The following is a 21,616-nucleotide window of genomic DNA, read 5'->3' as shown; positions in this document are numbered from 1 at the left end:
TTAACCACAACGCCTTATTTCAAAGCGGATACCTGCACATTTCCAAGGACTGGCGCAAAAGCTGCATCCTACGGCCATTCGCCGGTTTTCCGTCACCGGCTTCTGGAGGATTAGGATGCGTAGCCTGGTTTTGCTGCTGGCCGTTTTGGCGCTGGGCGGCTGTATGACTGTCAGTGACATGGCCGAAGGGACTCGCTACCAGATGAGCGACGCGGGCTTGCTGGACCACAGCGACAGCCGCCGCGTAAACAATTTCCGCATTCAGCCGGATTCGTTCATCTACATTGCGCAAGGCTCGTTCGCACCGCCGGGTGGTTCCTACCCGCGTCCCAACGTCGTCGCCGAAGAGGCCTTCAAAGGTTTCGTCGAATACTTCCCGATGGTCCGCCGCGCCCGTGCGCCGGAAGGCCTCGACCAGGCGATGGGCGAAGCTCGTGACGCCGGTGCCCACTATCTGCTGTACACGCGTTTCGCCAAGGCCGACGACCGCATCGGCAACTCCGATGAGTGGCTCGATCAGGAAGCCGTGGATCGCCTCGGTATCGACGGCGGCGTGATTCAGATCATGTTGATCGAGACCAGCACCCAGTATTTGATTGATACTGCACGGATCAAGAGTCGTGGCGGTTTACTGACGTTCCACGACAACAAGCCCGAAGACCTGATCGGCCCACCGCTTGCGCAATACGCGCGCAGCCTGCTGGGCGTCGGGGACCAGTAATTCAAGGAGTACGCCATGAGTGGCCCGCAAAAAGCCAATGACCTGCTGGGGCAAATCCCCAAAACCAAAGGCTTGCCGCCGGTACACTTGTGGAACCCGGATTTCTGCGGCGACATCGACATGCGCATCGCCCGCGACGGCACCTGGTACTACCTGGGCACGCCGATCGGGCGCAAGCCGATGGTCAAGCTGTTCTCCACGATCATCCGCCGCGACGACGATGATTATTTCCTGATCACCCCGGTCGAAAAGGTCGGAATCAAGGTCGATGACGCGCCGTTCGTGGCGATTGCTGTCGAGGTGGAAGGCGAGGGTGAGGCGCAAGTGCTGCGTTTCACCACCAACGTCGATGAAACCACCGAGGCCGGCCCGGAGCATCCAATCCGCGTCGAGATCGATCCGACAACGCAAGAGCCCGCGCCCTACGCGCATGTGCGCACCAACCTCGAAGCGCTGATCCACCGCAACGTGTTCTACCAATTGGTCGAGCTGGCAGTCAGCCGTGAGATCGATGGCCAGCGCTGGCTTGGCGTCTGGAGTGGCGGCGAATTCTTCCGTATCGGCCTCGAACCTTAAAAAAACCGCAGTCTGTGAAAGCAGGCTGCGGTTTTTTGTCGTTGACTCCCAATCGTATGATGATTAGCGTAAGCACCCACAGCGAACGGCTTCGGGGTGTCCATGTCGAGCAGTTTTCACGCATCAACGGTTGACTGGCTGGGCGCCTGGATTGCCGCCGGCCAGGTCAAACCCGGGCAGGCGATCAAGGTCGAAGCCGATCTGGGCGAGCAGCTCGGGGTCAGCCGCACCGTGATTCGCGAAGCCATCAAGACCCTCGTCGCCAAGGGCATGCTCGAAGTCGGGCCGAAAGTCGGCACGCGGGTGTTGCCGATCAAGCGCTGGAACCTGTTCGATCCGCAAGTCGTGGGCTGGCTGTCGCGCAGCGGCCTGCCGGAAAACTTCGTCGACGACCTGCTCGACCTGCGCCGAACCATCGAACCGATGGCGGTGCGCTGGGCCTGCGAGCGGGCGACCGTGGAACAGGTGCAAGCCATCCAGCAGGCCTACAACGCGCTGGAACGGGCGGTCGACAGCGGCATCGATTACAACCGCGCCGACCAGTTCTTCCACGAATGCATTCTCGCCGCCAGCCACAATCAATTCATCGAGCAAATGGTGCCGGCCCTCGGTGCGCTGCTCGCCGTGTCCTTCGAAGTGTCCGCGGCCGATCCCGATGAATTGCGCCGCACTCTGCCTATCCATCGAGACATGGCCGACGCCATCGCCGCCCGGGATGCCGCGCGCGGGGTGTGGGCCTGCATGACCCTGATCGACAATGCCGACCTGGCCATCAAGCGGTTTTACCCGCAGGTGATGGCCGACAAGAAAGCCAGCTGACAAAAACAACAAGACAGGAGGTTGCATGACGTGGACTGCGGTGACAGAACATCGGGCGCAACTGGGTGAAGGCCCGTTCTGGGACGCGCCAACCCAGGCGCTGTACTGGGTGGACATCGCCGGCAAGCAGGCGCTGCGGCTGATCGGGCAGAACGTGCAGATCTGGCAGATGCCGGAGCACGTCTCGGCGTTCATTCCCTGCGCCAGCGGCGACGCGCTGGTGACCCTGAGCAGCGGCGTCTACCGGCTCGATCTCGATTCACCCGGACTTGAGCCGCGACTGACGCTGTTCTGCGTCGCTGATCCGCAGCCGGGCAATCGTGCCAACGAAGCGCGTTGCGATGGCCAGGGTCGCTTGTGGCTCGGCACCATGCAAAACAACATCGGCGAGCAGGGCGAGGATCTGCCGATCACCCGTCGTTCCGGCGGTCTGTTCCGGATTGATCCGGATAAGAGGGTCACGCCATTGCTGCGCGGCCTGGGCATTCCCAACACGCTGCTCTGGAGCGACGACGGCACCACGCTGCTGTTCGGCGACAGCCTCGACAGCACCTTGTACCGCTACTTCATCCACACCGACGGCAACCTCGACCCCGCCCAGCCCTGGTACCGCGCCGATCAGCACGGCGGCCCGGACGGCTCGGCGATGGACGCCGAAGGCTACGTGTGGAACGCCCGCTGGGACGGCAGCTGCCTGCTGCGCCTGACACCGGATGGCCAGATCGACCGCAAGATCGACCTGCCGATCAGTCGCCCGACCAGTTGCGTATTCGGCGGCGCCGACCTGAAAACCCTGTACATCACCAGCGCCAAAAGTCCGCTGAACCATCCGCTGGACGGCGCCGTGCTGTCGTTGCGGGTGGATGTCGCCGGAAAGCTTTGTACGCGATTCGCTAGTTAAATCCCAAAATATGGGATGCAAAATTATATATTGAGATTATTCGGCGGTCGGGTTTATAGTCGGCTCCAGCAGTAACACGCACTCACACTTAAAAAGAACAAAACAGGTGAAGTGATGCAGCGAATTTCCATCGCACTCCACAGCGGAGTCAGCGCTTCGGGCCGTTTCGGTGCCGCGGCGTGCGCTCGCCTGTTTTGTTCCAGAAGCCTTCCAGACCGGACATCGTCAGATGCCCGGTTTTTTTATGCTTTCGAACAGGAGTCCTGATTCATGGCTGAACCTCTGTCCCTGCCACCAGTGCCCGAGCCACCGAAAGGTGAGCGCCTGAAAAACAAGGTCGTGCTGCTGACCGGCGCCGCCCAAGGCATCGGCGAAGCAATCGTCGCGACCTTCGCCTCGCAGCAGGCCAAACTGGTGATCAGCGATATCCAGGCTGAAAAGGTCGAAAAGGTTGCCGCGCACTGGCGAGAGCAGGGCGCCGACGTGCAAGCGATCAAGGCCGACGTTTCGCGTCAGCAGGATCTGCACGCCATGGCCAAACTGGCCATCGAGCTGCACGGTCGCATCGACGTGCTGGTCAATTGTGCCGGGGTCAACGTGTTCCGCGATCCGCTGGAAATGACCGAAGAAGACTGGAAACGCTGCTTCGCCATCGACCTGGACGGCGCCTGGTATGGCTGCAAAGCCGTGCTGCCGCAGATGATCGAGCAGGGCGTCGGCAGCATCATCAACATTGCCTCGACCCACTCCACAAACATCATTCCCGGCTGCTTCCCGTACCCGGTGGCCAAGCACGGCCTGCTCGGGCTGACCCGCGCGCTGGGCATCGAGTACGCGCCGAAGGGCATTCGGGTCAACGCGATTGCGCCGGGCTACATCGAAACCCAGCTCAACGTCGATTACTGGAACGGCTTCGCCGACCCGCACGCCGAACGCCAGCGTGCTTTCGATCTGCATCCACCGAAACGCATCGGCCAGCCGATCGAAGTGGCGATGACCGCCGTATTCCTGGCCAGTGATGAAGCGCCATTCATCAACGCCTCGTGCATCACCATCGATGGTGGTCGTTCGGTGATGTACCACGACTGAAAATCTGGATTTCAGGTGGCAAGCTCCGCCTGAAATCCAATCATCATACGATATGACTATTGTCGTCATGATTCGCGGGAAACGCTTCGACCGCTGTAACGCTTTTCAAATAACGCTCAAGAAAAATAACAAGGAGTCTGCTTATGAAACGTCGTTTCGGGATTCGTACCCTGTGCAGTACCGCGCTGGCGGTTACTGCGTTCAGCCTGAGCAGTTCGCTGCTGGCCGCCGATCCGGTAAAGATCGGTTTCCTGGTCAAGCAGGCCGAAGAGCCGTGGTTCCAGACTGAATGGGCCTTCGCCGAGAAAGCTGCCAAGGACAAAGGCTTCGAGCTGATCAAGATCGCCGTGCCGGACGGCGAGAAAACCCTGTCGGCCATCGACAGCCTTGCGGCCAACGGCGCCAAGGGCTTCGTCATCTGCCCGCCGGACGTGTCCCTCGGCCCTGCGATCATGGCAAAGGCCAAGCTCAATGACCTGAAAGTCATCGCCGTCGACGACCGCTTCGTCGACGCCAATGGAAAGTTCATGGAAGACGTGCCGTACCTCGGCATGGCCGCGTTCGAAGTCGGCCAGAAGCAGGGCGCCGCCATGGCCGCCGAGGCGAAAAAGCGTAACTGGGACTGGAAAGACACCTACGCGGTGGTCAACACCTACAACGAACTTGACACCGGCAAGAAGCGCACCGACGGCTCGATGAAGGCCCTCGAAGACGCGGGCATGCCGAAAGATCACATTCTGACCGCCGCCCTGAAAACCCTCGACGTACCGGGCAGCATGGACGCCACCAACTCGGCGCTGGTCAAGCTGCCGGGTGCGGCGAAGAACCTGATCATCGGCGGCATGAACGACAACACCGTGCTCGGCGGCGTGCGCGCCACCGAAGCCGCCGGGTTTGCCGCGGCCAACGTGATCGGCATCGGCATCAACGGCACAGATGCGATCGGCGAGCTGAAAAAGCCCAACAGCGGCTTCTACGGTTCGATGCTGCCGAGCCCGCACATCGAGGGCTACAACACCGCGAGCATGATGTACGAGTGGGTCACCACTGGCAAAGAACCGCCGAAGTACACCGCGATGGACGACGTCACCCTGATCACCCGCGACAACTTCAAGCAGGAGCTGGAGAAGATCGGCCTGTGGAACTGACGGCAGCGGCGGCCCGGGCAGCCGGGCCGTTTGAACGGTGTGATGAGGTGGCTTAAATGCACGCGCAAGTACAGACACAAGAACACAGCGCCAGCGGCAGCCTGCGTTTCAACGGGATCGGCAAGACCTTCCCGGGCGTGAAGGCGCTGGACGGCATCAGTTTCGTCGCTCACCCCGGGCAGGTTCACGCCCTGATGGGCGAGAACGGCGCCGGCAAGTCGACCCTGCTGAAAATCCTCGGCGGTGCCTATATCCCGAGCAGCGGCGAGCTGCAGATCGGCGAGCGGACGATGGCCTTCAAGTCCACCGCCGACAGCATCGGCAGCGGCGTGGCGGTGATTCACCAGGAGCTGCATCTGGTGCCGGAAATGACCGTGGCCGAGAACCTGTTTCTCGGTCACCTGCCGGCCAGTTTCGGCCTGATCAATCGCGGCGCGCTGCGCCAACAAGCCTTGGCTTGCCTCAAAGGCCTGGCCGATGAAATCGACCCGCAGACCAAGGTCGGACGCCTGTCCCTCGGCCAGCGGCAACTGGTGGAAATCGCCAAGGCACTGTCCCGTGGCGCCCATGTGATTGCCTTCGATGAGCCGACCAGCAGCCTCTCGGCGCGGGAAATAGACCGCTTGATGGCGATCATCGGCCGGCTGCGCGACGAGGGCAAAGTGGTGCTCTACGTCTCTCATCGCATGGAAGAAGTGTTCCGCATCTGCGACGCGGTGACGGTGTTCAAGGACGGCCGCTACGTGCGCACCTTCGACGACATGAGCCAGTTGACCCACGATCAACTGGTGACTTGCATGGTCGGGCGCGACATTCAGGACATCTACGATTATCGCGGTCGCCCGCGCGGTGCCGTGGCGCTGAGAGTCGATGGCTTGCTCGGCCCGGGCCTGCGCGAGCCGATCAGTTTCGATGCGCACAAAGGCGAGATTCTGGGCCTGTTCGGACTGGTCGGGGCAGGGCGCACCGAGCTGTTCCGGCTGCTCAGCGGTCTGGAGCGCAACACCGCCGGACGCCTGGAATTGCGTGGCCATGAACTGAAATTGCGTTCGCCTCGCGACGCGATTGCCGCCGGGATTCTGCTGTGCCCGGAGGACCGCAAGAAGGAAGGCATCATTCCGCTCGCCAGCGTCGCCGAGAACATCAACATCAGTGCCCGCGGCGCGAACTCCGGGCTCGGTTGCCTGCTGCGCGGGATCTGGGAGAAGGGTAACGCCGAGAAACAGATCAAGGCCCTGAAAGTGAAAACGCCCCACGCCGGGCAACAGATCAAGTTCCTGTCCGGCGGCAATCAGCAGAAGGCCATTCTCGGCCGCTGGCTGTCGATGCCGATGAAAGTCCTGCTGCTGGACGAGCCGACCCGAGGCATCGACATCGGCGCCAAGGCCGAGATCTACCAGATCATCCACAACCTGGCCGCCGACGGCATTTCGGTGATCGTGGTGTCCAGCGATCTGATGGAAGTGATGGGCATTTCCGACCGCATTCTGGTGCTGTGCGAGGGCGCCCTGCGTGGCGAAGTCAGCCGCGACCAGGCCAACGAATCCAACCTGCTGCAACTGGCTTTGCCGCGCCACCGCGCTGACGGCGTGGCGAACTGAGAGGTGACTATGATGACAACCCAAAACGAAACCCTGCCGACCGCGCGCAAACCTCTGGATATGCGGCGCTTCCTCGATGACTGGGTGATGCTGCTGGCGGCGGTGGGCATTTTTGTCGCCTGCACCTTGCTGATCGACAACTTCCTCTCGCCGCTGAACATGCGTGGCCTGGGCCTGGCGATTTCCACCACCGGGATCGCCGCGTGCACCATGTTGTATTGCCTGGCGTCGGGGCATTTCGACTTGTCGGTGGGTTCGGTGATTGCCTGCGCCGGGGTGGTTGCGGCGGTGGTGATGCGCGACACCAACAGCGTGTTTCTCGGCGTCAGCGCGGCGCTGGTGATGGGCCTGATCGTCGGGTTGATCAACGGCATCGTGATCGCCAAGTTGCGGGTCAATGCGCTGATCACGACGCTGGCAACCATGCAGATCGTCCGTGGCCTGGCCTACATTTTTGCCAACGGCAAAGCGGTGGGCGTGTCCCAGGAATCGTTCTTCGTGTTCGGCAACGGTCAGTTGTTCGGCGTGCCGGTGCCGATCCTGATCACCATCGTCTGCTTCCTGTTTTTCGGCTGGCTGCTGAATTACACGACCTACGGGCGCAACACCATGGCCATTGGTGGCAACCAGGAGGCGGCGTTGCTGGCGGGGGTGAATGTCGATCGTACGAAGATCATCATCTTCGCGGTGCATGGGGTGATCGGTGCGTTGGCGGGGGTGATTCTGGCTTCGCGGATGACTTCGGGTCAGCCGATGATCGGGCAGGGGTTTGAGCTGACGGTGATTTCGGCTTGCGTGTTGGGCGGGGTGTCGTTGAGCGGCGGGATCGGGATGATCCGGCATGTGATTGCCGGGGTTTTGATTCTGGCGATTATCGAGAATGCGATGAATCTTAAGAATATCGACACGTTTTATCAGTATGTGATTCGTGGGTCGATTCTGCTGTTGGCTGTGGTTATCGACCGTCTGAAACAGCGCTGAGATCAAAGCCCTTCTGACCCTCTCCTTCGGGAGAGGGTGCTTTCAACGCCACGCCTTCTGTCTCCTTCCCCAAAATATCCCTTGCCCGTCCCAACCCGTTTCGGTTATCACTTTGTACATGATTAGACAGGTACGATTTGACAAGAAACAACGGGTGGTCGACGAGCTCGTCCGACGCATCGAAAGTGGCCTCATGGAGGACGGCTTTCTGTTGCCCGGCGAGCATCAGTTGGCTCAGGAATTCAACGTCAGCCGTGGCACGTTGCGCGAGGCGCTGGCCGAACTGAAGCGGCGCAATTACATCGCCACGCAAAGCGGGGTCGGTTCCATCGTCACGTTTGACGGTGTGGTGCTCGACCAGCGTAGCGGCTGGGCTCAGGCCCTGGCCGATAGCGGGGTGTTGATCAATACCGATGTGCTGCGCCTGGAGGCCGTGACCCGCGAGGATTTGCTTCCGCGTTTCGGCTCCGATCAATTCATTCTTCTCGAACGTCGCCGCCGCTCCAACGACGGCACGGCGGTGTCCCTTGAACGTTCTCTGATGCCCGCCACCGGAGGCCTGGAAAGCCTGCCGCGGGTCGGCCTGATCGACAATTCCCTGACCATTACTCTGGCCGCCTACGGTTACGTCGGCGAGCGCGGCGATCAATGGATCGGTGCTGAACCGCTCAACGCCGTGGACGCCGAACTGCTCGGCCGTCCGGAAGGCACGGTGTTCCTCAAGGCATTGCGCACCACTTACGACCGGCAGAACCGTTTCATGGAACAGGTCGAAAGCCTGCTCGACCCGGTGCATTTCCGCCTGCACCTGCAATTTGGAGAATCGAAATGACCGCCCTCGACCGTGCCTTGGGCGCGTTTTACGGCCTGGCCCTCGGCGACGCGCTGGGCATGCCGACGCAATCCCTGAACCGCGAAACCATCAAGCAGCGCTTCGGCCAGATCACCGACCTGCAAGACGCCGGCCCCTTGCAGCCGATTGCCGCGAACATGCCCAAGGGCTCGATCACTGACGACACCGAACAGGCGATTCTGGTCGGCGAGTTGTTGGTCGAAGGCAAGGGCCGGATCGAACCGGCGGTGCTCGCGCAACGGCTGATCGAATGGGAAGCCGAGATGCAGGCCAAGGGCTCGCAGGACTTGCTCGGCCCGTCGACCAAACGCGCAATCGAAATGATCCTCGCCGGCCATTCACCGGAAGAGGCCGGCCGCTACGGCACCACCAACGGTGCAGCGATGCGCATCACCCCGGTGGGGATCGCGGCGGATGTCGCCGACCCCGAGCGCTTTATCGCGGCGGTGGTGCAGGCGTGTCAGGTGACTCACAACACCACGCTGGGAATTTCCAGTGCGGCGGCGGTGGCGGCGGTGGTTTCGGCCGGCATCAACGGTCTGGATCTGGGCGAGGCGCTGAACCTCGGCCAGCAGATCGCCCAGCAAGCGGAAGCGCACGGGCACTGGGTGGCCGGTGGGCGCATCGCCTCGCGGATCAGTTGGGCGCGCAGCATCAGTGTCGAGAGCGACCCGGTGTTGCTCGCGGATCTGCTGTACGACGTGATCGGCACCTCGGTGGCGTCGCAGGAATCGGTGGTGGTGTCGTTCGCCCTCGCGCAGCAAGTCGCGGTCGGTGAAATGACGCCGTTCGATGCGCTGTGCATGGCCGCGAGCCTGGGTGGCGACACCGACACCATTGCCGCGATTCTCGGCGCCATGCTCGGGGCCTGCCTGGGCCTGCAGAACTGGCCGGCGCCGATGATTGAAACCGTCAAAACCGTCAACGATCTGGAGCTGGAACCGTTGGTGAAAGGACTCCTCGCGCTGCGTTGAAACGCAACCCGCCACACGTCAACCATCTGTCTTGCCGACAACCACAACAATGGCAACAGGAGCATCTCTCATGAGTTCATCGAACGCCGGGCAAAGCGCCGGGCAACTGGAAACCCGGGGCATCGAACCGGTGCCGGAAGGCGAGTGCAACGGCCATCCGCTGCAACTGTTCTGGGTCTGGTTCGCTGCCAACATTTCCATCCTTGGCCTGCCGCTGGGCGCCACGCTGGTTGCGTTTCGCGGCCTGGCGATCTGGCAGGCGATCATCGTCGCGATCCTCGGCGCTGCCGGTTCGTTCGCGGTGGTGGGGATCATCTCGATTGCCGGCCGTCGCGGTCGTGCGCCAAGCTTGACTTTGTCGCGGGCGATCTTCGGTGTGCGCGGCAATATCGGCCCGACGCTGGTGTCGCTGATGTCGCGCCTGGGCTGGGAAACCGTCAACACCACCACGGCCGCATTCGTGCTGTTGTCGTTGTGCTCGATCCTGTTCGGCTCGCCGGTGGAAGCCAAAAGCGCACCGGTGCTGACTCTGATCTTCATCGCGATTTTCGTGCTGCTGACCTTGTCTGTATCCGGCCTCGGCCACGCCACTTTGCTGGTGATCCAGAAGTGGGCGACCTACGTGTTCGGCGCCCTGAACATTCTGGTCGGTGGCTTCCTCTGCGCGACCATCGACTGGAGCGCGGTGTTCAATGCCACGCCGGCGCCGATGAGCGCGATGATCATCGGCATCGGCACCATGGCCGCCGGCACCGGGATCGGCTGGGCGAATGCCGGCGCCGACATGTCGCGCTATCAGCATCGCAGCGTCAAAGCCGTGCGCCTGGTCGCCTCGGCAGCATTCGGCGCGGGGATTCCGCTGGTGCTGCTGATCACCCTCGGCGGCCTGCTGTCGGTGGGTAACAACGACCTGGCGTCGGCGACTGACCCGATCGTGGCGATCCGCGACATGCTGCCGACCTGGATGGCCGTGCCGTACCTGATCACCGCATTCGGTGGCCTGCTGCTGTCGAACAACCTGTCGGTGTACTCCGCCGGCCTGACCACGCTGACCCTCGGCCTGAAGGTCAAACGCGTGTACGCGGTGGTAGTCGATATCGTTGCGATCTTTGCCGGTTCGATCTACTTCATGCTGATCGCCGACAGTTTCTACGGTCCGTTCATCACCTTCATTTCCCTGCTGGCAGTGCCGATCACTGCGTGGGTCGGGATCTTCGTGGTCGATTTGATTCACCGCCACTACTACAGCCCGAAAGACTTGCTCGACGTCAGCCCGAGCAGCGCCTACTGGTACAGCGGCGGCATCGAGTGGCGCGCGTTCGGTGCGTGGGCGATTGCCATCGTGCTGGGCTTCAGTTTCACCACCATCGGCACCACGGCTGAAAATGTCTGGTTCAAGGGCTTCCTGTCCGATTCGTGGTTGGGCCACAACGGCCTCGGCTGGATCGTGACGTTCGTGGTCGCCGGCGGCATTTACTTCGTACTCGGCGGGGCGAGAGATCGCCGCGCTGCGCAATCCGAGAAAGCTCATGCCTAAGATGTTGCACACCGGCCAGGTCATCATCGACCTGGTCATGGCCGTGGAGGCGCTGCCGCAAATCGGCGGCGACGTGCTGGCGCAGTCCGCCAGTTTCGAAGCCGGCGGCGGCTTCAATGTGATGGCCGCCGCCGCGCGCAACGGCTTGCCGGTGGTCTATCTCGGTCGCCACGGCAACGGGCGTTTCGGCGATCTCGCGCGGCAGGCGATGAACGCCGAAGGCATCCGCATCGGCATCGACCAGCCTGCAGAGCGCGACACCGGGATCTGCGTGGCACTGACCGATGCATCGGCCGAGCGCAGTTTCATTTCCTACATCGGCGCCGAAGGCGAGGTCACGAAGCCAGAACTGAACAGCATTGCCGCCGAGGCGGGAGATTACGTCTACGTCAGCGGCTACAGCCTGCTGCACAGCGGCAAGGCCCAGGCGTTGCTGGACTGGACGCTGGCGCTGCCGAAGACGATCAACGTGGTGTTCGACCCGGGCCCGCTGGTGGAATCGCCGGACTCACCGATGATGCAGGCGTTGCTGCCGCGCATCGATGTGTGGACCAGCAACAGTGTCGAGGCGCTACGTTTCACTGGCGCGCCGGACATCGAAACCGCGTTGGACCGGTTGACCGTGCACCTGCCACAGGAGGTGCTGATGGTAGTGCGCGACGGCCCGCAGGGTTGCTGGATTCATCAGCGCGGCGAGCGTCAGCACGTGCCGGGCTTCAAGGTGCAGGCGGTGGACAGCAACGGTGCGGGCGATGCGCATGCCGGGGTGTTCGTCGCTGGACTGGCGCAAGGACTAACGGCTCACGAAGCCGCCCGGCGCGCCAACGCCGCCGCCGCGTTGGCCGTCACCCGCTGGGGCCCGGCGACCTCACCGGGCACGGCCGAAGTCGATGCGCTGATCCGCGAATCTGCCGTCTACTGACCGGCACCCTCGGAGCCTGAACCACCGGTCGTGGTTTTCGAGCCCATGCCGGAGCCGGAATTGTCAGGCGGAACCGGATTGCCCGAAGTGCCACCCTGGCGTCCCGGGTCGTTACCCTGGGTGCGCGGGTCGGTGCCGGTGGCGGGCGGCAGGGCATTCTCGACGCCGGAGCCGTCGGTGTTCATGCCGGGGGCACTCTGGATGGCTGGCGCTTTCGGGCGCTCGACCGGATCGGTGGGGCCGGTTCCGGTGGCCGTCGCAGCGAATGCCACGGGTGAGAGCAGGGTGGCGAAAACAAGAGCAGTCAACCTTGACGAGATCATGGGGTTTCTCCAGTGATTGGAATCCTTACCTGATCTTGGGCCGCCCTCGCGTCGCATAGGTGCCGGATGAGCGACGAACGGTTCAGTTCGTCAGTGCGCTTTCCACGGTGATTCGCCGCCAAAGCAAGCGCCCAACGGTGATCATCCAGTTCAGTGCCGCCACCGCCAGCACCGTCAGCAACAACGTCGGCATGCCGTGCTCGACGATGATTTTTCCGGCCAGCAGCGGGAAACCGAACACGCCGATGAAGTACGCCAGACTGAACAGCAGCAACGCCTGCGACGTGGTACCGGCCGGTGCTTCGTTGGCTGCCAGTCCATTGATCACCGAGTAGGTGAGACCGTATCCGACACCGAGCATCACCGCCGCCAGCAAATAGCTGAAACCACTCTGCACGCCGAACGCAAACAGCACGATCGAGCCCAGCATCAACCCCGACAACAGGCACGACGCGCGCAGCGGATCACGCTTGACCACATAGCCTGCGATCAACATCCGGCTGCTGATCGCAGCGCTCATGAAGCCCAGGAAGAACAGCGAATAGTCCAGCGAACGGGCGGCGGCATAGCTGGTCTGGAAACTCGACAGCCCGCCGAACACGCAACCGCCGAGGCCGACCATGATGATCGGAAACACCGCGCGTGAGCCGAGCACCTGTTTTGTCGCGTGCCAGCTGATTTTTGCCGCTGACGCGGCTTGTGTACTTTTCAGACGGGCACCGAGACGCCAGAACAAAAGCACGCCGACCAGGCTCGCCGCAGCCGCCAGATAGAACGCCGACGTCACCGGCAAACCCAGCGCACTCGCCGCACGCCCGAGCAGCGGGCCGCTGCCGATCCCGGTCATCATGCTGCCGGACAGCAGCGCAAAGTATTTCGCCCGCTGCGTCGGGCTTACCAGACTGGCGACGATGATCGGCCCCAGCGTGTAGAACACGCCCCAGCCCAGTCCCAGCAGCAAACCGAAGAACAGCAACAGATGGCCGAAACCCGGCGTCATCGCAAACCCAAGACTTGCCGCCACCAGCAACAGCCCGAACAGCGCAATCGAACGCGCCGCGCCCAGCCAGTCGGACAGGTGCCCGGAGACCAGCACCGCAACGAAGGTGCTGAGCATCGCCGCACTGATCACGCTGCCGGCATCGTGCTCGTTGCCGCCGCGCGAACCGATCAGCAGCGAGAGCAAAAACGTTGCGCCATAGGACAGCGACAACAGATAACTGGCGAGGCAGAACAGGCCGAACAGTTTGCCCGAGACCTGGGGTGTTGCTTGAGGCATGACGCGGTTCCTTGACCGGAAAAATCGAGCGTCATCTATCTAACACGTCAGGCCCGTGGCTTAGGTCTGAGCTTGGTGATCTCAGGATCGTGAATGACCGGAGTAACGGCTTCAGACGACGCCGATCTCTTCCTTGAATTGCTCCATGAAACCTTTCAGGCGTTGGTGACGGATGCGTGCCAGACGTTGTCCGGCAGCGGTCTGGAAGCCGTCGGCGAGGTGCAGCAGTTTGGTCCGGAAATGATCGAGGCAGAATCGCTTGTCGTCGTAGTCCCTTTCCCGGGCTTCGGGATCGTGCGGGTCGTACAGCGCGCTGCCCATGCGTCCGGCGGTGTAGAACGTGCGGGCGACACCAAGCATGCCGAGGGAGTCGAGACGGTCGGCGTCCTGCACCAGTCGGGCTTCGAGGGTAAGCGGGTGGATGTTTGCGGAAAAACTGTGGGCTTCGATGGCGTGAGTGACGGCGCTGATTTTGGCTTCGGGCCAGTTCAGGGTTGCCAGCACCGTTGATGCTTTTTCCGCTGCCAGGCGTGAAGCCTGTGAACGCAGGGGCGAGTTCTTTTCCACGGCCACGCAATCGTGCAGCAGCACTGCCGCCAGCAGCACCTCAAGGTCGCCGCCTTCTTCGGCCTGCAAGGTACGTGCGTTGTGCCAGACCCGCTGCAGGTGCGACAGATCGTGAGCGCCATCCTCCGACGGCTCCAGTGCGTGGGGCAGCAGTTCGGCGGCGAGTGAGGCCAGTGGTTCAAATGCGTTCATGAATATCCTTCAGAGTGACGGGCCGCACTAGCCTAATCCGTGGATTGCCATGTGACGAGCGCGGCGCGGCGCCTTAGTATGGCGTTTTCCTTTTTCCGACAAGGCCCGTTCATGACGATCGAAATCCGCCCGGCAACCCCCAGCGATGCTCCGCAAATCCTCGCGTTCATCACTGAACTTGCCGACTTCGAAAAGGCCCGTCACGAAGTCATCGCCAGTGTCGCCGACATCGAGCGCAGCCTGTTCAGCGAAGGCGCCACCGCCCACGGCCTGATTTGCCTGCGTGACGGTGTGCCGATCGGTTTTGCGGTGTTCTTCTTCAGTTATTCGACCTGGCTGGGCAGTAACTGCCTGTACCTCGAAGACCTCTACATCACCCCCGAGCAACGGGGCGGCGGCGCCGGCAAAACCCTGCTGCGCCACCTCGCGAAAATCGCCTGCGCCAACGACTGTGGCCGCTTCGAATGGAGCGTGCTGGACTGGAACACCCCGGCCATCGAATTCTACAAATCCCTTGGTGCCCAGCCGCAGGAAGAGTGGGTGAGGTATCGCATGGATGGCAAGGTATTGCGCGAGTTTGCCGAGGGCAACTGAGTCGCGCCAGGACTACCGCAGCCCGAGACGGTTCCTGCAGGGGAAGTGAACTTCTCTGAAGGCGCTGTTACGGCCTGCGGCATTTTTTTGTCTATATCTCATATTGTGGGATTGTTATTTATATATTGAGATTTTGTTGTGCCCGGGTTTATAGTCCAGCTCACTCACTGCCAATAACAAAACAGGTGAAGCGATGCTGGCGCAATTGATCGCGCTCGATTGGGGGACGACCTCACTACGTGCTTACAAACTCGGGGCGGGCGGGCAGGTGCTGGCGCAGCGGTCGCTGTCGTTCGGGATCATGCAGTTGCCGAAGACGCCGCGGGTCATTAACGGTCGTGAATGCTCCGACGGTTTTGAGCTGGCGTTCGACGAGGCCTGCGGCGACTGGCTCGACGCGCAGCCCGACTTGCCGGTGATTGCCTGTGGCATGGTCGGCAGCGCCCAGGGCTGGCGCGAAGCGTCCTACCGCGATACGCCGGCCAACGTCGCCGATCTCGGAAAATCCCTGCAAACCGTCCGCAGCCTTCGCGGTGTCGATGTGCATATCGTACCGGGTGTGATTCAGCGCTCGACGCTGCCGAACGTGATGCGCGGCGAAGAAACCCAGGTCCTCGGCGTCCTGCAGAATCTGCCGGACGAGGCGGGTGGCGATCTGTTGATCGGCCTGCCGGGCAGTCATTCGAAATGGGTGGAAGTGGCCGACGGCTGCATCACCCGTTTCGACACCTTCATGACCGGCGAAGTGTTCGCCGTGCTCAGCGAACACAGCATTCTTGGCCGTACCCAACAGCACAGCGCGACGTTCGACGCCGAGGCATTCGATCGCGGCGTGCAGGTGGCGTTGTCGGCAGAAGGCGAAATCGGCGTGCTGTCGACGCTGTTCAGCGCCCGCAGCCTCGGCCTGACCGGCGAACTCAGCGCCACCGCGCAACCGGACTATCTGTCCGGCCTGCTGATCGGCCACGAGTTGACAGCGCTGGCCGCCGTGCAACAACGCCGGCGCAACAGCACACATCTTCCTTCGATCATCCTCATCGGCAACGCGCAGTTGTGCGCCCGCTACAGCCGGGCCCTCGACGCCTGCGGTTTCGCCCGAGTGACCCTGGCCGAGCAAGCCACCGAGCGTGGTCTGTGGCAACTGGCGCTCGCCGCCGGACTGATCGATTCCTCATCCCGTTAACCCTGACTGGAGGCCTGACATGCTCAAGCAAGCACTGGCGCAAAACGGTCTGATCGCGATCCTGCGCGGCCTGCATCCGCAGGAAGCCGCCGCTGTCGGAGAAGTCCTGTATGCGGCCGGATTTCGCGTCATCGAAGTACCGCTCAATTCCCCCGCACCGTACGAAAGTATTCGCATCCTGCGTAAGACTTTGCCCGCCGATTGCCTGATCGGTGCCGGCACGGTGCTGACCCCGGCACAAGTGGAATTGGTGAAGGAGGCCGGCGGCCAAGTGATCGTCATGCCCCACAGCGACGCCAAGGTATTGCGGGCAGCGAAAGCAGCCGGGCTGTATCTGTCGCCGGGTGTCGCCACGCCGACCGAAGCCTTTGCGGCACTGGAGGAGGGCGCGGACATTCTCAAGCTGTTCCCGGCCGAGCAGATGGGGCCTGCGGTGGTGAAAGCCTGGCTGGCGGTATTGCCGGTCGGGACGATTCTGGCGCCGGTCGGCGGCATCACGCCGGACAACATGCAGGCGTTCATCGACGCCGGCGTCAAAGGCTTCGGCCTCGGGTCCGGGCTGTTCAAGCCGGGCATGACGACCGAGCAAGTGGCGGCCAATGCCAAGGCCTACGTGGCGGCCTGGAAAGCCCTTCGCTAAGACTTTTCCGGCGCTGCGTGCGCTGCATCTAACAAGAGAGACAAGCAGATGAAAATCACCAAACTCACCACCTTCATCGTCCCGCCGCGCTGGTGCTTCCTGAAAGTCGAAACCGACGAGGGCGTGACCGGTTGGGGCGAGCCTGTGGTCGAGGGCCGTGCCCACACGGTCGCCGCAGCGGTCGAGGAATTATCTGACTACCTGATCGGCAAAGACCCACGCAATATCGAGGACATCTGGACCGTGCTGTATCGCGGCGGCTTCTACCGGGGCGGCGCGATCCACATGAGCGCACTGGCCGGCATCGATCAGGCGCTGTGGGACATCAAGGGCAAGGCGCTGGGCGTGTCGGTCAGCGACCTGCTCGGCGGTCAGGTGCGGGACAAGATCCGTGTCTATTCGTGGATTGGTGGGGACCGCCCGGCAGACACCGCGCGGGCCGCGAAAGAGGCGGTAGGCCGTGGTTTTACGGCGGTGAAAATGAACGGCACCGAAGAGCTGCAATTCCTCGATAGCTTCGAAAAAGTCGATCTGGCGCTGGCCAACGTTGCCGCCGTGCGTGATGCGGTGGGGCCCAACGTCGGCATCGGTGTCGACTTCCATGGCCGGGTGCACAAACCCATGGCCAAGGTGCTGATGAAGGAACTCGACCCGTACAAACTGATGTTCATCGAAGAGCCGGTGCTCAGCGAAAACTACGAAGCGCTGAAAGAACTGGCACCGCTGACCAGCACGCCGATTGCCCTCGGTGAGCGGCTGTTTTCGCGCTGGGACTTTAAACGGGTGTTGAGCGAAGGCTACGTCGACATCATCCAGCCGGATGCCTCCCACGCCGGTGGCATCACCGAGACCCGCAAGATCGCCAACATGGCCGAAGCCTACGATGTGGCGCTGGCACTGCATTGCCCGCTGGGGCCGATCGCGCTGGCGGCGTGTCTGCAACTGGACGCCGCTTGTTACAACGCGTTTATCCAGGAGCAGAGTCTGGGCATCCATTACAACGAGAGCAATGACCTGCTCGATTATGTGAAGGATCCACGGGTGTTCGACTACGACAAAGGCTTCGTGAAAATCCCCAACGGCCCGGGCCTGGGCATCGAGATCAACGAGGAATACGTGATCGAACGCGCGGCGGTCGGCCACCGCTGGCGCAACCCGATCTGGCGGCATGCCGATGGCAGTTTTGCCGAGTGGTGAGTCGCTGACTCTCTGCCGCATCCAGTAAGTCAGATCTCCAGGGAGCGGAGATCTGCATACCCTCGACCTCAATAAACATAAGAAGAGGCGCTCCCCCATGCAACCGCAAACCCTTACCGGGCAAGCGACGTTAGTCACGCCCAGCCGCAAGCGATTTTTCATCATGGTGTTGCTGTTCATCACCGTGGTCATCAACTACCTCGACCGCAGCAACCTGTCGATTGCCGCCCCGGCACTGACGACGGATCTGGGCATCGACCCGGTACACGTCGGACTGATCTTCTCGGCGTTCGGCTGGACCTACGCCGCCATGCAGATCCCCGGCGGCTGGCTGGTGGATCGGGTGCCGCCGCGCATCCTTTATAGCGTCGCACTGTTGCTGTGGTCGCTGGCCACGGTGATGCTTGGTTTCGCTGCGAGTTTCATCGCGCTGTTCGTGCTGCGCATGGCGGTCGGTGCGCTGGAAGCGCCGGCGTATCCGATCAACAGCCGCGTGGTGACGACCTGGTTCCCCGAGCGTGAGCGGGCCACGGCCATCGGTTTCTACACCTCAGGGCAGTTTGTCGGGCTGGCGTTTCTGACCCCGGTGCTGGCGTGGCTGCAACATGAGTTTGGCTGGCACATGGTGTTTGTCGTGACCGGCGCGGTGGGCATCGTGTGGGCGGCGATCTGGTACGCGGTGTATCGCGAACCGCGTGATTTCAAAGGCGCCAACCAAGGCGAAATCGACCTGATCCGCGAGGGCGGCGGGCTGGTGGATATCGCCGCCGAAACCGCCAAGGTGAAGGCGAAATTCAGCTGGACCGATCTCGGCATCGTCCTCAGTAAACGCAAGTTGTGGGGGATCTACCTCGGCCAGTTCTGCCTCAACTCGACGCTGTGGTTTTTCCTGACCTGGTTCCCGACCTATCTGGTGAAATACCGCGGCATGGACTTCATCAAGTCCGGTCTGCTGGCGTCGCTGCCGTTTCTCGCCGCGTTTATCGGTGTGCTCTGTTCCGGGTTCTTTTCCGACTTCCTGATTCGCCGTGGTTGCACTGTCGGGTTTGCGCGCAAGTTGCCGATCATTGGCGGGTTGCTGATTTCCACCTCGATCATCGGCGCCAACTTCGTCGAGTCGACGCCGCTGGTGATTGCCTTCCTGGCTCTGGCGTTTTTCGGCAACGGGCTGGCATCGATCACCTGGTCGCTGGTCTCGACTCTGGCGCCGGCGCGGCTGCTGGGCTTGACCGGTGGGGTGTTCAACTTCATCGGCAACCTGTCGGCGATTGCCACGCCGATTGTCATCGGTTTCCTGGCCAGCGGCGATTCGTTCGCACCGGCGATCACCTACATCGCGGTTCTGGCATTGATTGGTGCTTTGTCCTACGTGCTGCTGGTGGGCAAGGTCGAGCGCATCGAGTTGTAGTCGGCCATGCCGGGCGACCATAATGCCGCCCGTTCCCTCGCTCAACGCTAAAGGCTGGATATGCAGGAAGACGCCCCAAAAACCGCCAAGGACGCCGCGCCGACCGGCACCCAGACCCTGCTTCGCGGGTTGGGTGTGGTGCAGGCCGTCGCCAGTGGCGCCCGCGATCTCAAAGAGATTGCCCGCCTGATCGGCACCACGCGCAGCACCACCCATCGTCTGGCCAGTTGTCTGGTGGACGAGCGCTACCTGCGCGTGGTGCCGCAAGTCGGTTATCTGCTGGGGCCGAAGTTGATCGAACTGGGTTTCCAGGCACGCGAAGAGTTGCCGCTGGCGACCCTGGCCGGGCCGTATCTGGACGAGTTGTCGGCGCTGACCGGCGATACCGTTCACCTGGGGATTCGTGAAGGTGACGAGGTGCTGTACCTGCTGAAGAACCCGGGGCGCAACGGCCCGGAAATGCGCTCGCGGGTCGGCCATCGCATGCCGTTGGCGCGTACCGGGATCGGCAAGGCGCTGATGCTGGATGACGCGCCGCAGGACTGGCAGCGTCTGTACGACATCAGTCTGCCGGCGGGTGGGAAAAGTCAGTTCTGGCCGCAGCATCCCCAGCAGTCGTGGGAGCAGCTGGAGCAGCGGATGGCCGAATACGTGGCCGGCGGCTATGCGTTCGATCTGGAAGACAACGAACCGTCGATCCGTTGCGTGGCGGCGCCGATCCGCGACGCGAGCAAGCGTATCGTCGCGGCCATCAGCATCGCCAGCACCGTGCCGTACATGCCGCTGGAAAAAATGGCCGAGCTGATTCCCCTGATCAAAGGGGTCACGGCCCGGCTCTCGGCAGAACTTGGCTTGAAGGTCTGAGGAATCAGAGCTTCAGAGTCGCCATGTCGATGACGAAACGATACTTCACATCACCGGCGATCATGCGGGCGTAGGCTTCGTTGATCTGGCGGATGTCGAGCATTTCGATGTCGCAGCTGATGGTGTGCTCGGCGCAGAAATCCAGCACTTCCTGGGTTTCGGCGACGCCACCGATGAGCGAGCCGGCCAATACGCGACGACCCAATACCAGTTTCGCGGCGTGGACCGGCGGATCGATCGGTTCGATCAGGCCCACCAGAATGTGCACGCCGTCGAAGCGCAGGGTGTCGAGGTACGGATTGAGATCGTGCTGCACCGGAATGGTGTCCAGCAGGAAATCGAAACGACCGGCCGCAGCTTTCATCTGCTCTTCGTCGGTGGACACGATCACATGATCGGCGCCCTGACGACGACCTTCCTCGGCCTTGCTCGCCGAACGTGTGAACAGCGTCACCTCAGCGCCCATGGCCTTGGCGAACTTGATGCCCATGTGGCCGAGGCCGCCCATGCCGAGAATCCCGACCTTGTCGCCGGCCTTCACGCCGTAGTGCTTGAGTGGCGAGTAGGTGGTGATGCCGGCGCAGAGAATCGGTGCGGCGGCCGCCAGATCCAGCTTCTCGGGGATGCGCACCACGAAGTGTTCGCTGACCACGATGCTGTCCGAATAACCGCCCATGGTGTTGCTGCCGTCGACCCGGTCGGGAGTGGCATAGGTCATGGTCGGGCCTTCGAGGCAGTATTGCTCGAGGTTCGACTGGCAGGCGTCGCAGGTGCGGCAGGAGTCGACCATACAGCCGACACCGACCAGATCACCGACCTTGTGTTTGGTGACGTTCGCACCGACGGCGGTGACTTTTCCGACGATCTCGTGGCCGGGCATCAATGGGTAAACGGCGATGCCCCATTCGTTGCGCGCCTGGTGGATGTCGGAGTGGCAGACGCCGCAGTACAGAATTTCGATGGCGACGTCGTCGGCCCGAGGGCTGCGGCGTTCGAACTTCATCGGGGCGAGGGGCGTGGTGGCCGTTTGAGCGGCATAGCCGATGGCGGTGTACATGTGAAACCTCGCAAAAGCAGTGACAGGTGAGGCGGCGCATTCTGGGCGCCGTCCGGTCGTCCGGCCATGGCGATTCCTCCGGGTGTCATGCCTAATCCTCCGGCATGCGGGGTTGATCGGTCGCATTGGCAAAAGGATCTGCGATGATGCTTCTATCCCTTTTTCCGTGATTTTTTCTGAAGAGCCACCC

The 21,616-nt window shown here is 62.2% G+C and carries 22 protein-coding genes; 18 read left to right on the top strand and 4 right to left on the bottom strand.

The window, feature by feature from the left end; genetic code table 11:
• The first annotated feature begins 115 nt into the window (after window positions 1–115).
• From KJY40_RS21700 to KJY40_RS21645, 12 genes are all read left to right on the top strand, one after another.
• On the top strand, window positions 116–721 hold the full coding sequence (locus KJY40_RS21700) for a DUF4823 domain-containing protein (protein WP_007950810.1): 606 nt from the start codon (window positions 116–118) through the stop codon (window positions 719–721).
• Window positions 722–736: 15 nt separating this feature from the next.
• Window positions 737–1,297: a DUF1285 domain-containing protein gene (locus KJY40_RS21695; RefSeq protein ID WP_230732768.1), complete on the top strand. Its 561-nt coding sequence runs from the start codon at window positions 737–739 to the stop codon at window positions 1,295–1,297.
• Between the two features lie 102 nt (window positions 1,298–1,399).
• Window positions 1,400–2,116 (top strand): FadR/GntR family transcriptional regulator, encoded by a 717-nt coding sequence (locus KJY40_RS21690; protein ID WP_230732765.1) that lies wholly within the window; start codon window positions 1,400–1,402, stop codon window positions 2,114–2,116.
• Between the two features lie 25 nt (window positions 2,117–2,141).
• Entirely contained in the window at window positions 2,142–3,017 is an 876-nt protein-coding gene (locus tag KJY40_RS21685) for an SMP-30/gluconolactonase/LRE family protein (protein ID WP_230732763.1), read from the top strand.
• Between the two features lie 270 nt (window positions 3,018–3,287).
• On the top strand, window positions 3,288–4,106 hold the full coding sequence (locus KJY40_RS21680; RefSeq protein WP_085668027.1) for an SDR family oxidoreductase: 819 nt from the start codon (window positions 3,288–3,290) through the stop codon (window positions 4,104–4,106).
• Between the two features lie 143 nt (window positions 4,107–4,249).
• Window positions 4,250–5,254, top strand: a complete 1,005-nt coding sequence (locus KJY40_RS21675; protein WP_007950821.1) for a substrate-binding domain-containing protein — start codon at window positions 4,250–4,252, stop codon at window positions 5,252–5,254.
• A gap of 56 nt (window positions 5,255–5,310) precedes the next feature.
• Window positions 5,311–6,855, top strand: a complete 1,545-nt coding sequence (gene araG / locus KJY40_RS21670; protein ID WP_129973709.1) for an L-arabinose ABC transporter ATP-binding protein AraG — start codon at window positions 5,311–5,313, stop codon at window positions 6,853–6,855.
• 12 nt (window positions 6,856–6,867) lie between these two features.
• Window positions 6,868–7,836 carry an L-arabinose ABC transporter permease AraH gene (gene araH, locus KJY40_RS21665; protein WP_230732760.1) on the top strand — a complete coding sequence of 323 codons (969 nt, stop codon included), beginning with the start codon at window positions 6,868–6,870 and terminating at the stop codon, window positions 7,834–7,836.
• Window positions 7,837–7,954: 118 nt separating this feature from the next.
• Complete coding sequence (locus KJY40_RS21660) at window positions 7,955–8,668, top strand: GntR family transcriptional regulator (RefSeq protein WP_230732757.1); 714 nt, start codon at window positions 7,955–7,957, stop codon at window positions 8,666–8,668.
• Window positions 8,665–9,663: an ADP-ribosylglycohydrolase family protein gene (locus KJY40_RS21655; RefSeq protein ID WP_230732754.1), complete on the top strand. Its 999-nt coding sequence runs from the start codon at window positions 8,665–8,667 to the stop codon at window positions 9,661–9,663. The genes KJY40_RS21660 and KJY40_RS21655 overlap by 4 nt, the downstream gene beginning before the upstream one ends.
• 70 nt (window positions 9,664–9,733) lie before the next feature.
• Window positions 9,734–11,200, top strand: a complete 1,467-nt coding sequence (locus tag KJY40_RS21650) for a purine-cytosine permease family protein (protein WP_230732752.1) — start codon at window positions 9,734–9,736, stop codon at window positions 11,198–11,200.
• Window positions 11,193–12,122, top strand: a complete 930-nt coding sequence (locus KJY40_RS21645) for a PfkB family carbohydrate kinase (RefSeq protein ID WP_230732750.1) — start codon at window positions 11,193–11,195, stop codon at window positions 12,120–12,122. The genes KJY40_RS21650 and KJY40_RS21645 overlap by 8 nt, the downstream gene beginning before the upstream one ends.
• Here the strand turns inward: KJY40_RS21645 and KJY40_RS21640 are convergent.
• From KJY40_RS21640 to KJY40_RS21630, 3 genes are all read right to left on the bottom strand, one after another.
• Complete coding sequence (locus tag KJY40_RS21640) at window positions 12,116–12,445, bottom strand: hypothetical protein (protein ID WP_230732748.1); 330 nt, start codon at window positions 12,443–12,445, stop codon at window positions 12,116–12,118. The genes KJY40_RS21645 and KJY40_RS21640 overlap by 7 nt on opposite strands.
• Window positions 12,446–12,527: 82 nt before the next feature.
• Window positions 12,528–13,724: an MFS transporter gene (locus KJY40_RS21635; protein ID WP_230732746.1), complete on the bottom strand. Its 1,197-nt coding sequence runs from the start codon at window positions 13,722–13,724 to the stop codon at window positions 12,528–12,530.
• Window positions 13,725–13,835: 111 nt separating this feature from the next.
• Window positions 13,836–14,483, bottom strand: a complete 648-nt coding sequence (locus KJY40_RS21630; protein WP_230732744.1) for an HD domain-containing protein — start codon at window positions 14,481–14,483, stop codon at window positions 13,836–13,838.
• A gap of 111 nt (window positions 14,484–14,594) precedes the next feature.
• On the opposite strand from KJY40_RS21630, the gene KJY40_RS21625 reads away from it, so the two are divergent.
• The 6 genes from KJY40_RS21625 to KJY40_RS21600 all read left to right on the top strand — a co-directional run bounded on the left by KJY40_RS21625 (window position 14,595) and on the right by KJY40_RS21600 (window position 20,369).
• Window positions 14,595–15,077, top strand: coding sequence for a GNAT family N-acetyltransferase (locus KJY40_RS21625; protein ID WP_007950842.1), 483 nt, complete (start codon window positions 14,595–14,597; stop codon window positions 15,075–15,077).
• A gap of 193 nt (window positions 15,078–15,270) precedes the next feature.
• The gene (locus tag KJY40_RS21620; protein WP_230732742.1) at window positions 15,271–16,260 is read left to right on the top strand and encodes a 2-dehydro-3-deoxygalactonokinase; all 990 of its coding nucleotides are present in this window, start codon (window positions 15,271–15,273) and stop codon (window positions 16,258–16,260) included.
• Between the two features lie 19 nt (window positions 16,261–16,279).
• Window positions 16,280–16,900 carry a 2-dehydro-3-deoxy-6-phosphogalactonate aldolase gene (locus KJY40_RS21615; RefSeq protein WP_230732740.1) on the top strand — a complete coding sequence of 207 codons (621 nt, stop codon included), beginning with the start codon at window positions 16,280–16,282 and terminating at the stop codon, window positions 16,898–16,900.
• A gap of 48 nt (window positions 16,901–16,948) precedes the next feature.
• Window positions 16,949–18,097, top strand: a complete 1,149-nt coding sequence (gene dgoD / locus KJY40_RS21610) for a galactonate dehydratase (protein WP_085745039.1) — start codon at window positions 16,949–16,951, stop codon at window positions 18,095–18,097.
• A gap of 97 nt (window positions 18,098–18,194) precedes the next feature.
• On the top strand, window positions 18,195–19,505 hold the full coding sequence (locus tag KJY40_RS21605; RefSeq protein ID WP_085696968.1) for an MFS transporter: 1,311 nt from the start codon (window positions 18,195–18,197) through the stop codon (window positions 19,503–19,505).
• A gap of 60 nt (window positions 19,506–19,565) precedes the next feature.
• A complete protein-coding gene (locus KJY40_RS21600) occupies window positions 19,566–20,369 on the top strand; it encodes an IclR family transcriptional regulator (RefSeq protein WP_230732738.1) in 804 nt (267 codons plus the stop codon).
• A gap of 4 nt (window positions 20,370–20,373) precedes the next feature.
• Here the strand turns inward: KJY40_RS21600 and KJY40_RS21595 are convergent, their stop codons facing one another.
• Window positions 20,374–21,426 carry an NAD(P)-dependent alcohol dehydrogenase gene (locus KJY40_RS21595; RefSeq protein WP_230732735.1) on the bottom strand — a complete coding sequence of 351 codons (1,053 nt, stop codon included), beginning with the start codon at window positions 21,424–21,426 and terminating at the stop codon, window positions 20,374–20,376.
• Between the last annotated feature and the right edge of the window lie 190 nt (window positions 21,427–21,616).

The sequence above is a fragment of the Pseudomonas fitomaticsae genome, from assembly GCF_021018765.1.
GTDB lineage: Bacteria > Pseudomonadota > Gammaproteobacteria > Pseudomonadales > Pseudomonadaceae > Aquipseudomonas > Aquipseudomonas fitomaticsae.
Note: the sequence above shows the minus strand (reverse complement) of the source record. Positions and strands in the feature narration are given on the sequence as shown.

Excerpts from the sequence above, each read along its gene's own strand:
- KJY40_RS21700 (WP_007950810.1), top strand. The coding sequence starts at position 116 with ATGCGTAGCCTGGTTTTGCTGCTGGCCGTTTTGGCGCTGGGCGGCTGT.
- KJY40_RS21695 (WP_230732768.1), top strand. The coding sequence starts at position 737 with ATGAGTGGCCCGCAAAAAGCCAATGACCTGCTGGGGCAAATCCCCAAA.
- KJY40_RS21690 (WP_230732765.1), top strand. The coding sequence starts at position 1,400 with ATGTCGAGCAGTTTTCACGCATCAACGGTTGACTGGCTGGGCGCCTGG.
- KJY40_RS21685 (WP_230732763.1), top strand. The coding sequence starts at position 2,142 with ATGACGTGGACTGCGGTGACAGAACATCGGGCGCAACTGGGTGAAGGC.
- KJY40_RS21680 (WP_085668027.1), top strand. The coding sequence starts at position 3,288 with ATGGCTGAACCTCTGTCCCTGCCACCAGTGCCCGAGCCACCGAAAGGT.
- KJY40_RS21675 (WP_007950821.1), top strand. The coding sequence starts at position 4,250 with ATGAAACGTCGTTTCGGGATTCGTACCCTGTGCAGTACCGCGCTGGCG.
- araG (WP_129973709.1), top strand. The coding sequence starts at position 5,311 with ATGCACGCGCAAGTACAGACACAAGAACACAGCGCCAGCGGCAGCCTG.
- araH (WP_230732760.1), top strand. The coding sequence starts at position 6,868 with ATGACAACCCAAAACGAAACCCTGCCGACCGCGCGCAAACCTCTGGAT.
- KJY40_RS21660 (WP_230732757.1), top strand. The coding sequence starts at position 7,955 with ATGATTAGACAGGTACGATTTGACAAGAAACAACGGGTGGTCGACGAG.
- KJY40_RS21655 (WP_230732754.1), top strand. The coding sequence starts at position 8,665 with ATGACCGCCCTCGACCGTGCCTTGGGCGCGTTTTACGGCCTGGCCCTC.
- KJY40_RS21650 (WP_230732752.1), top strand. The coding sequence starts at position 9,734 with ATGAGTTCATCGAACGCCGGGCAAAGCGCCGGGCAACTGGAAACCCGG.
- KJY40_RS21645 (WP_230732750.1), top strand. The coding sequence starts at position 11,193 with ATGCCTAAGATGTTGCACACCGGCCAGGTCATCATCGACCTGGTCATG.
- KJY40_RS21640 (WP_230732748.1), bottom strand. The coding sequence starts at position 12,445 with ATGATCTCGTCAAGGTTGACTGCTCTTGTTTTCGCCACCCTGCTCTCA.
- KJY40_RS21635 (WP_230732746.1), bottom strand. The coding sequence starts at position 13,724 with ATGCCTCAAGCAACACCCCAGGTCTCGGGCAAACTGTTCGGCCTGTTC.
- KJY40_RS21630 (WP_230732744.1), bottom strand. The coding sequence starts at position 14,483 with ATGAACGCATTTGAACCACTGGCCTCACTCGCCGCCGAACTGCTGCCC.
- KJY40_RS21625 (WP_007950842.1), top strand. The coding sequence starts at position 14,595 with ATGACGATCGAAATCCGCCCGGCAACCCCCAGCGATGCTCCGCAAATC.
- KJY40_RS21620 (WP_230732742.1), top strand. The coding sequence starts at position 15,271 with ATGCTGGCGCAATTGATCGCGCTCGATTGGGGGACGACCTCACTACGT.
- KJY40_RS21615 (WP_230732740.1), top strand. The coding sequence starts at position 16,280 with ATGCTCAAGCAAGCACTGGCGCAAAACGGTCTGATCGCGATCCTGCGC.
- dgoD (WP_085745039.1), top strand. The coding sequence starts at position 16,949 with ATGAAAATCACCAAACTCACCACCTTCATCGTCCCGCCGCGCTGGTGC.
- KJY40_RS21605 (WP_085696968.1), top strand. The coding sequence starts at position 18,195 with ATGCAACCGCAAACCCTTACCGGGCAAGCGACGTTAGTCACGCCCAGC.
- KJY40_RS21600 (WP_230732738.1), top strand. The coding sequence starts at position 19,566 with ATGCAGGAAGACGCCCCAAAAACCGCCAAGGACGCCGCGCCGACCGGC.
- KJY40_RS21595 (WP_230732735.1), bottom strand. The coding sequence starts at position 21,426 with ATGTACACCGCCATCGGCTATGCCGCTCAAACGGCCACCACGCCCCTC.